The sequence below is a fragment of the Phenylobacterium sp. genome (assembly GCF_036501465.1).
GTDB lineage: Bacteria > Pseudomonadota > Alphaproteobacteria > Caulobacterales > Caulobacteraceae > Phenylobacterium.
This window is the reverse complement of sequence record NZ_DASYAF010000044.1, coordinates 1-9,349: the sequence shown is the minus strand read 5'-3', so window position 1 is coordinate 9,349 and position 9,349 is coordinate 1. Positions and strand designations below refer to the sequence as shown.

At 69.0% G+C, this 9,349-nt stretch carries 6 protein-coding genes, 1 tRNA gene and 1 pseudogene; 5 read left to right on the top strand and 3 right to left on the bottom strand.

The features are described 5' to 3' along the window. Positions 1-141, top strand: a 141-nt coding sequence (locus VGL85_RS04280; RefSeq protein WP_331586300.1) for an integrase core domain-containing protein, incomplete at its 5' end; no start/stop codon positions are given. On the opposite strand, the gene VGL85_RS04275 is transcribed toward VGL85_RS04280, so the two are convergent. Continuing rightward, positions 138-452: a CBS domain-containing protein gene (locus tag VGL85_RS04275; protein WP_331586336.1), complete on the bottom strand. Its 315-nt coding sequence runs from the start codon at positions 450-452 to the stop codon at positions 138-140. The two genes, VGL85_RS04280 and VGL85_RS04275, sit on opposite strands and share 4 nt — an antisense overlap. Before the next feature lie 403 nt (positions 453-855). Here VGL85_RS04275 and VGL85_RS04270 point away from each other — a divergent pair. After that, positions 856-940: transfer RNA gene (locus tag VGL85_RS04270), tRNA-Leu, on the top strand. 318 nt (positions 941-1,258) lie between these two features. On the opposite strand, the gene VGL85_RS04265 is transcribed toward VGL85_RS04270, so the two are convergent. Continuing rightward, positions 1,259-3,712 carry a TonB-dependent receptor gene (locus VGL85_RS04265; protein WP_331586334.1) on the bottom strand — a complete coding sequence of 818 codons (2,454 nt, stop codon included), beginning with the start codon at positions 3,710-3,712 and terminating at the stop codon, positions 1,259-1,261. Positions 3,713-3,989: 277 nt separating this feature from the next. Here VGL85_RS04265 and VGL85_RS04260 point away from each other — a divergent pair, with 277 nt between their 5' ends. The 3 genes from VGL85_RS04260 to VGL85_RS04250 are packed head-to-tail and all read left to right on the top strand — an operon-like array spanning position 3,990 to position 9,212. Then, complete coding sequence (locus VGL85_RS04260; RefSeq protein ID WP_331586332.1) at positions 3,990-6,110, top strand: amidohydrolase family protein; 2,121 nt, start codon at positions 3,990-3,992, stop codon at positions 6,108-6,110. A 1-nt stretch (position 6,111) separates the two neighbouring features. Beyond that, a complete protein-coding gene (locus VGL85_RS04255; protein ID WP_331586330.1) occupies positions 6,112-7,329 on the top strand; it encodes an aminotransferase class V-fold PLP-dependent enzyme in 1,218 nt (405 codons plus the stop codon). After that, the gene (locus tag VGL85_RS04250) at positions 7,329-9,212 is read left to right on the top strand and encodes a DUF3604 domain-containing protein (protein ID WP_331586327.1); all 1,884 of its coding nucleotides are present in this window, start codon (positions 7,329-7,331) and stop codon (positions 9,210-9,212) included. The genes VGL85_RS04255 and VGL85_RS04250 overlap by 1 nt, the downstream gene beginning before the upstream one ends. Here VGL85_RS04250 and VGL85_RS04245 read toward each other — a convergent pair. Beyond that, positions 9,209-9,349: pseudogene (locus tag VGL85_RS04245) on the bottom strand (IS481 family transposase); the annotation flags it as partial. The gene VGL85_RS04250 and the pseudogene VGL85_RS04245 sit on opposite strands and share 4 nt — an antisense overlap.

The window sequence follows — 9,349 nt, the reverse complement described above, 5'->3', positions numbered from 1 at the left end:
AGGCCCTACCGCTCCTCGGCCGAACGAACCCAGGCCGTCGCAGCCTGGACCGACGCCTACAACCTCGATCGCCCACACTCCGGCATCGCAGGCCTCACACCCTGGCAGCGTGTGAACAACCTTCTTGGAAACGACACCTAGCTCGCCAATCGTCTCGGCGTCGAGGCCCGCTCGGCCTCGGGGCGCGACCAGTCACGCGGGATGGGCGCTTCGAGGGCGTCGTCCACGGTCACCGCGCCCAGCAGATTCCCATCCCCGTCGACAACCGGTAGCGTCGAGTGGTTGAAGTCCGCCATCCGGGTCGTCACGGCGATGATGTCGTCGTCCGGCGACGCCACGACCGGGCTCGCATCGACGGCGCTGCGCAGCAGGGTGGCCGGCTTCAGCTGCAGCGCGCACCAGGCTGATCTCGCCGCCCAGGCCGCCGTCCGCGCGCAGGTGTGGATCGTCACAGCGCCTCCGCCTGCAAGGTCGTGAGCGTCGGGAGCTGGTCGAGGGCGTCAGCGATGCTGCGATCTCGGGCAGGGCCAGGTCGTCGGTCCCCATCAGCCCGCCGGCCGTCGCGGGATTGTAGCCCAGCAAGGTGCAGACCTTGATCTTCTGCGCGGCGGCCAGGAAAGCAAAATGGCTTACACAGTTCCTTACACAGTTAGTTTGACGTTTATAAATTTCTCTATATAATCCAGTACTTAAGATCTGACATGTGTGATTCAAGAACCGGTTTTAAGCTCCAATATTGAAGATTTTTCTTCAATAAATTCAGCCTCGCTCCGCGCAAATGGACTTTTATGTGCAAGGGCTGTGTAAGTCATCGTAGACGCGTTCTTAGACGCCGATTACACAAGCAAAATCAACGCGGGCGTGGCGGAATTGGCAGACGCGCCGGACTCAAAATCCGGTTCCGAGAGGAGTGTCGGTTCGACCCCGACCGCCCGCACCAAATATTCGAAAACATTCGCGACGGCCGCCAGTCCTGGTTGGGGGCCGACGGGGTTCGCCGTTCGGCCTCGCCCGAAAAGTTGCGGCTGCGGGAAGCTCCTCAGGTCTGTCATCTGAAGGCGGAAGGCGAGCCAGCGCCCTTCACATAGACGTCGCTCGATCCGCCAAGGGCGTTGGCATGACCCGGGAACGCCGCTTCGAACTCCGGGGCGACGACCTGACCCTTCATCCGACGCCGTTGCTCGCGGGCGTGACGGAGTGGTCAATACACCTGCGTCGCGCGAAACCTTGAAGCAGCGGTAGCGCGCCAGGAGCCGGGCTAGAATGTCCTGACAACCGACACGCCGATGGTGCGCGGCGTGATCATCGTGGCGCTGTCGCGGATCAGCTTCCCATTGGTCGCCGCCAGGCCGAAGGTCGCGTGCTGCACGCTGAGCGCGGTCAGCCCACGGCCGTCGAAGGCGTTCTTCAGATAGACCCCGAGGTTCCACGCATCCCGAGCGAACGCGAGCCGGAAGTTGACCACCTCGTAGGATGGCAGCTGCTCGCGGGGCGGCGGCCGGGACGCGGCGGTGGCGCAGCCGCTGCCGGTGTTGCAGGGGTAGAAATTGTCGAAGACGCTGCCGACGAACTGGTAGTCCGCGCCCGCGTGGCCTTCCCAGCCGCCGGCCACGGGGAAGGCGTAGTCGGCCGACAGGTTGGCGGTCCACTTCGGCGAATAGGGCAGTGCGTCGCCCTTGAAGCCGAACACGCTGGCGGCGGCCGGGATGTCGGCAGTGAGCTGGGCCTCGGTGTAGGCGCCGTTGGCCCGCAGCGTGAGGCCGGTGACCGGCTGCAGCAAGGCCTCGACCTCGAAGCCCTGGGACCGCGCCGTGCTGCCGTTCACGAAGTAGAAGAAGCTCATCGGCGTCGTGGTCTGCAGCTGGATGTCGTCCCAGTGGATCGTGAAGGTGTCGGCGGTGAGCTGCAGGCGCCCGTCGGCGAACACGCCCTTCACGCCGACTTCGTAGTTGGTCGTGGAGTCCGAGGCGAAGGTCGGGCTGACTCCGGCGGCGTCGAGGTTCGGGCCGCCGGGCCGGTAGCCGGTCGCGATGCGGCCGTAGACCATGACGTTCTTGTCGACCTGGTACTTGGCGCCCAGCAGGTAGAGGTTCTTCGAGCCGCTGTTCGGCGCGGGGTCGTTGACGCCGCTGAACGCGCCGGTCGACAGCGAATCCAGCACGCCGGAATAGTGCTCGTGGAACACCTCGCGGAACTCGGCGTGGCGCAGACCCGCCTGGAGCGAGAAGGCGTCGGTCACATGGAAGGTCACGTCGCCGTAGCCGGCATACTCCCGATAGGTGGTGTCCGCGCCGGAGTTGTGGAACGGCGTTCCCGCCGGCGCGACGCTGTGGATGGCGAAGCAGGTGATCGGCGGGAACGGCGCGCCCACCACCACCGGCGGGGCGCAGACGCCGGTCGGCGCGAAGGTGGCGCCGGTGGCCGGATCGTCGAGGTCGATCTCCTGAAGGCTGGTGGTCTGTTCGCGCGTGTAGAAGAGGCCCAGCTGCCATTCCACCCGCTGGTCCGACGGGCTGGTGAGCCGCAGCTCCTGGGTGACCTTCGCCGTGCGGAAGGCGAGGTCGACCGGCGTGAAGTAGCTGGTCGGGGCGGCCGGGAAGGTGAAGTAGGCCGCGCCCGCGTTGACGAAGAACGGCGGTGACGCCGGCGGGAACCCCGCCGTCGGCGAGGGGGGCGTCAGGCCGGTGATGTCGGTCACCGAGCTGTAGTTGTTGATCGCATAGCTGGTCGACGACAGCAGGGTCGCGCCATGCAGGTCCCAGTTCGCGGTCGCATTGTAGACCTGCAGCTTCTCCGCGTTCTGGCCGGTGAAGCGGCTGGCGATCTGCGTCAGATCGCCGTGCAGCGGCTGCAGGGTGCGGCCGTCGACGTCCTCGGCGGTCTGGCCGTCGCCGTGACGATCCTGATAGAGCGCGGAGAGTTCGACCTTGGCGTCGGGGCTGACCTGCCACAGCAGCGCGGCGCGGCCGCCCTCGACGCGCGCCGAGTTGATGTCCTTGCGCGCGGGGTCGGACAGCTTCTGGTTGGTCGCGCTGTTGGCGATCACGCCCGGGTCGTCGATGAAGCCAGGATCGCGCCGGGAGAAGGCGCTGATGCGGATCCCGAGCTTGTCCTGGACCAGCGGCCCAGTGAACGAGCCGCGGACGACATAGCCGAGGTCGCCATGGTCCACGCTGGTCCCGTCGACCTGCAGGCGACCCGAGGCCGTGGTCAGGCTAGGCGCGGCGGTGACGAACTTGAGCAGGCCGCCCATGTTGGCCGCGCCATAGAGCGTGCCCTGCGGCCCACGCAGCACCTCGACGCGCTCCAGGTCGTTGGGATCGAGGTCGGGCACCAGCCCGTTGGCATGGTCGCCGGCGACGGTGCCGCCGATCGGCGTCTCGTCCAGATAGATGCCCACCGTCGGGCCGGTGAAGACCGAGCTGTTGACGCCGCGGATCGCGAGCTGGTTGGTGCCCTGGCTGCCCGGTGTCAGCGACAGGCTCGGGATGTCGTGGACATAGTCCTCGAGCCCGTTCGCCTTCTCCGTCTGCAGCTGGGCGGCCGTCACGGCGGTGACCGCCGCCGGGACCTCCATGATCGCCTCTGCTCGCTTCTCAGCGGTCACGACCACCTCGGTGACGTCCGTCGACGGCCTGTCGGCGTCAGCCGCCCGGCAGGGCGTCCCCGCGAGCAGCGTCGCCAGCAGCGAAGCCCCCGCGCTGCCCAGCAATCCAACCCTGAACCCGCCAAGCGCCGCCATAAGACCCCCTAAGATCGTTCGTTTTCGTTGAACTTATTCGCACTGTGATATTTCAGACTAGTATCACCGGTCAATGTGAAAAGTCGCTTCATATCCGGACAGGGTGCGAGGGGACCGGCTTGCGGTCGCGGTGCTCCAGGCAACGCTTGTTGAGAGCAATAATATCTACTCTGATCGCTTGCAGATATTTCACAACGCGATAACGTCTCGGGCGTCCCGCAACGACCCCCGCAACGGAGCATCCCGCATGGGCCATCGCCGCGCCGCAGCCCTTCTCGCCGGCCTGGCGCTTGGCGCGATCGGCGGGCCGGCCCTGGCGGCGACTGAGCGCTTCTCGGTGGTCTCCGAAGGCAAGACGGTCGGGCACATGGTCGTCGACGACCGGCCCGCGGCCCAGGACGTGCGCTTCGACTATCGCAACAACGGGCGCGGGCCGACGCTGCATGAGCGCCTTGCGCTCAGCCCGGCCGGGATCCCCACCAGTTGGACTGTCGAGGGGACCACGGCGTTCGGCGGCGGCGTGCAGGAGGCCTACAGCTGGGCCCAGGGCCACGCGACCTGGCGCAGCCAGGCCGACCAGGGCTCGGCCGAGGCCGCCCAGCCGCCGCTCTATGTCGTCAACGACGGCACGCCCTGGTCGACGGCCGTCTATGCCCACGTCCTGCTGAAGCGGCCGAACCACACCGCCGACGTCCTGCCGAAGGGGCGGCTGCGGCTGAGCGAGTTGCGCCGGACCACGATCGGCAAGTTGACCGTCACCGCCTACGCCCTGGACGGCGTGAACCTGCAGCCGGACATCCTCATCACAGATCGCGCCGGCAAGCTGTTCGCGGTCTATCGGCAGGACCCGGGCAGCGCCCCGCAGATCGTCATCCGGGAGGGGCGCGAGGCCGACTTCACCGCCCTCCAGGCGCTGGGCAAGGCCCTGGCCATCGACCAGGCGCGCGCGCTGCAGGCCAAGGCCGCGCACCGCTTCGACACGCCGATCCGCATCAAGAACGTGCGCGTCTTCGATCCGCAGACCGAGGCGCTGACCGAGCCGAAGTCAGTTGTCGTCTTCCGCGGCCGCATCTCCGCGGTGGAACCCTATCGGCCCGCCGCGCCGGACCGCCCGGACGAGACGGTGATCGACGGCCAGGGCGGGACCCTGATCGCCGGCCTGCACGACATGCACTCGCACACCACCGTCCAGTCGGGCGCGCTCTACCTGGCGGCCGGCGTGACGACGACGCGCGACATGGGCAACGACAACTTGGCCCTGCTCGACCTGATCCAGCGGATCGGGGCCGGGGAGACGCCCGGGCCGCACATCGTCCGTTCGGGCTTGCTGGAGGGCCGCAGCCCCTATTCGACGACCATGGGCCTGTTGCCGGCGACACTGGCCGAGGCGATCACCGACGTCGACCGCTACGCCGACCGCGGTTACTGGCAGATCAAAATCTACAATTCGATGACACCCGCCTGGGTGAAGCCGATCGCCGCCGAGGCCCACCGGCTCGGTCTGCGCGTCGCCGGGCACATCCCAGCCTTCATGAGCGCCGACCAGGCGGTGGAGGACGGCTATGACGAGCTCACCCACGCCAACCTGCTGATGTTGAGCTGGATCCTCGACACCACCAAGGAGGACACCCGCACGTCGTTGCGGATCACCGCCCTGTCGCGGGCGGCCAAGCTCGATTTCGCCAGCCCGAAGGTGCAGGCGACCCTGGCGCTGATGCGGGCGCACAACACCGCCTTCGACCCAACCGCGGCGATCATGGAACGGCTGATGCTCAGCCGCGCCGGCCAGGTGCAGGAGGGCGACCAGCCCTATCTCGACCACATGCCGATCGGCTACCAGCGCTTCCGCCGCCGCTCCTTCGTCGACGTCTCGAACCCCGCCGCCGACGCGGCGTTCCGCAAGGGCTTCGACAAGGTCCTCGAACTGATCCGCATCCTCGACCAGCAGGGCACGCGCATCCTGCCGGGCACCGACGACCCGAGCGGCTTCACCCTGCACCGCGAGCTGGAGCTTTACGTCAAGGCTGGGCTGGCGCCGGGCAAGGTGCTGCGGATGGCCACCCTGGACTGCGACCGCTACCTGGGCCGCGACCAGGATTTCGGCAGCATCGCGCGCGGCAAGGCCGCCGACCTGATCCTGGTGGCCGGCGATCCGACCCGCAACATCCGCGACATCCGCCAGGTGCGGATGACCATGAAGGGCGGCGTCGTCTATTTCCCGTCCGAACTTTACCAGGCCATGGCGATCAGCCCGTTCGCAGCGCCTCCGCCGCTCAGGCCGGCCGCCGCCGGCGCGCAGAAGGTGATGTCCAGCCAGCTCGCCGGCGCGTCCGGGCTGCAGTCCGGCTTCGGCGAGGACATCGACTAGGATGGAGGTCACCCGCCGCGCCTGGCTGGCCGGGCTGACCGCCACGCCGCTGCAGGCGGCCGCCACGGGCGCCATCGCCGCGGGATCGCGCCTGCCCGACAAGGCCGAGTTCGGAGCGGCCGGCCTCACCTACCTGGACAGCGGCACCATGCACCCGTTCAGCCTCGGCGCGCGCCGCGCGCTGGCCGAATACCAGGGCCGCAAGAGCCTGGCCGGCTGGGGCGGCTTCAGCACCGACGAGACCTCGCGGCTGGTGCTGGGCAAGTTCGCCCAGCTGATCAACGCCCAGCCCGGCGAGGTCGCTTTCGTCCCCAGCACAACGGCGGGCGAGAACCTGGTGCTGGCGGCGCTCGGCCTGATGGGCGGCGGTGGACGGATCGTCACCGACACCCTGCACTTCCAGGGCTCGCTCTACACCTACGACCAGCTCGCCCGCCGCGGCGCCGACGTGGTGACCCTGCGCGCCAAGCAGGGCCGCATCGACATGGGCCAGCTGGACGCGGCCGTCACCCGCGGGACGCGGCTCGTGGCGCTCTCCCTGGTCTCCACCATCAACGGCTTCCAACACGACCTGAAGGCGGTGTGCGAGATCGCCCATGCCCGCGGCGCCCGGGTCTACGCCGACATCATCCATGCGGCCGGGTCGATCCCCGTGGACGTCAAGGCGAGCGGCGTCGATTTCGCCGCCTGCGCCGGATACAAATGGCTGATGTCGGACATGGGGCTGGGCTTCGTCTACGCCCGCGCCGACCGGCTCGCCGAGCTGCCGCGCCCCTGGCTGGGCTACGAGCAGATCAGCGGCATGCAATCGCACTACATGCCCTTCGATCCGCCGGGCGACGGGGTCGCCGATTTCCGCGTGCGCCCCGACGCGGTGGGCCACTTCGCCATGGGCACCATCGCCAACGCCTGCCTGGTGCACCTGAACTACTCGCTGGACTATCTGCTGGGGGTCGGCGTCGGCGCCATCCAGGCCCACCGCCAGCCGCTGCTAGATCGCCTGCAGGCGGAACTGCCGCGCCTGGGCTTCGAGCCGATGACGCCGGCCGGCTCGCGCACCCCGCTAGTGGCCTTCGCCCGCAAGCACGCGCGCACCCTCGATCCGAAGCTGACGCGCGCCAGGGTGCGCATCCTGACGGCGGCCAACCGGATCCGCGTCTCGCCGTCGGTGTTCAACGACACGGCCGACATCGACCGGCTGCTGACGGCGCTGAGCTGATGGCGGCCGACTTCCGACCGCTCCTGGTCGCGGCCGCCGCGAGCGCCGGCCTGGCCGGCTGCGCCCGCCCGGAGCCGGCGGCCGGCCCGGAGCCGCGTCCGGTGGAAGCCGCCTCGGCCGACCCGGCCCAGCGCCGCGCCTTCTTCGGCGAGACGCACCTCCACACCGCCCTCTCGTTCGATGCCTGGCCGATCGGCGTGAAGACCACGCCGGACCAGGCCTACAGGTTCGGGCGCGGCGAGCCGATCATGGCCATGGGCGTGCAGGTGCGCCGCGCCTGGCCGTTGGACTTCATGGCGGTCACCGATCACGGCGAGTGGATGGGCGTCCTGAACCAGCTCGACGATCCCACCGGCGCCCTGGCCAGCTCGGCGCTTGGGAAGCGGATGCTGGCCCGGCCGGGCGGCGCCGGGCGGCTGGCGGCGGAAGCGGCCGGCCGGCCGGAGACGGCGGGCGCCATGCGCGGCGCCTGGACCGCCGAGGTCGAGGCCGCCAACGCCAACTATGTCCCCGGCCGCTTCACCACCTTCATCGCCTACGAATGGACCTCGATGAAGCAGGGCAAGTTCAACCTGCATCGCAATGTGATCTTCAACGCCGACCATGCGCCGCCGCCGTTCACCGCCGCCCAGTCCGACCGTCCCGAGGACCTGTGGACCTATCTGGAGGCGACGCGCCGCAGCGGGATCGACGTGATCGCCATCCCGCACAACGGCAACGTCTCCGGCGGGCTGATGTTCGATGACGTGGACAGCGACGGCCGCCCGATCGACGCGGCCTATGCGACCCGCCGCGCCCGCAACGAGCCGCTGTTCGAGATCATTCAGAACAAGGGCCAGTCGGAGACCTTGCCGATCCTGTCGCCCAACGACGAGTTCGCCAACTACGAGGTCTATGATCGCCTGCTCACCAACACCGGCGAGCGCAGCCAGCCGCACGGCAGCTATGTGCGCGAGGCGCTGGGGCGGGGGCTGGAGATCCAGGCGCGGACCGGCGCCAATCCCTTCAAATACGGGTTCGAGGCGGGCTCCGACATCCACGATGGCTTGAGCGTCTCTTCGGAGGACGGCTTTACCGGCGGCCCCTTCGGGACCGATCCCGCAACCATGCGGCCCAGCCCGGCGCAAGCGCGGCGTATCCTGGGCGAGCCGCCGGCGCCGGACGCGCCTGCTGCGGGCCCGTCGGGTTACCACTTGCCGATCCTGCCCAACGCGATGGATTTCCGCCCGGGCGGGGTGACCGGCGTCTGGGCCGAACAGAACACGCGGCCTTCGATCTTCGCGGCCCTCAAGCGCAAGGAGACCTGGGCGACCTCGGGCACGCGAATCCGCGTGCGGGTCTTCGGCGGCTGGGACCTGCCGGCGGACCTTGTCCGCCGCAGCGGCTGGGTGGCGAGCGCCTACGCCCGGGGAACGCCGATGGGCGGCGACCTCAGCGCCGCGCCGCGCCGCGGCGCCACGCCCAGCTTCGCCTTCGCCGCACTGAAGGACCCCAACGGCGCCGGCCTCGACCGGGTCCAGGTGGTCAAGCTCTGGCTGGCGGGCGGCGCCTACAAAGAGCGCGTCTTCGACGTCGCGCTGTCGGAGGGCCGGGCCACCGATCCGAAGACCGGCCGCGCGCCGCCGATCCGTTCGGCCCTGGATGTCCGCACGGGCCGGATGACCGGCGCGCGGGGCGCGGTGGAACTCAGCGGGGTCTGGCGCGACAGAGCCTTCGACCCGGCGGCCCCGGCCGCTTACTACGTCCGCGTGATCGAGGCGCCGACCCCGCGCTGGAGCACCCTGCTGGCCATCAAGGAAGGCTTGCCGCCGCCGTCCGGCGCGCCGGCGACCATCCAGGAACGCGCCTGGAGTTCGCCGATCTGGTATTCGCCGCCGCGCTAGGTGTTCAGTCCCGAGGTCAAGTGGACGGGATCGATCCTGAAGCGATCCGGCTTATCCGCCCAGGCCTTGCAGATGGCTTCGTAGGGTGTGAGGCCCTGTAGGGTCTTCAGCCGCTTGGCGAAGTTGTAGGCGTCGAG

Excerpts from the sequence above, each read along its gene's own strand:
- VGL85_RS04255 (WP_331586330.1), top strand. The coding sequence starts at position 6,112 with ATGGAGGTCACCCGCCGCGCCTGGCTGGCCGGGCTGACCGCCACGCCG.
- VGL85_RS04250 (WP_331586327.1), top strand. The coding sequence starts at position 7,329 with ATGGCGGCCGACTTCCGACCGCTCCTGGTCGCGGCCGCCGCGAGCGCC.
- VGL85_RS04260 (WP_331586332.1), top strand. The coding sequence starts at position 3,990 with ATGGGCCATCGCCGCGCCGCAGCCCTTCTCGCCGGCCTGGCGCTTGGC.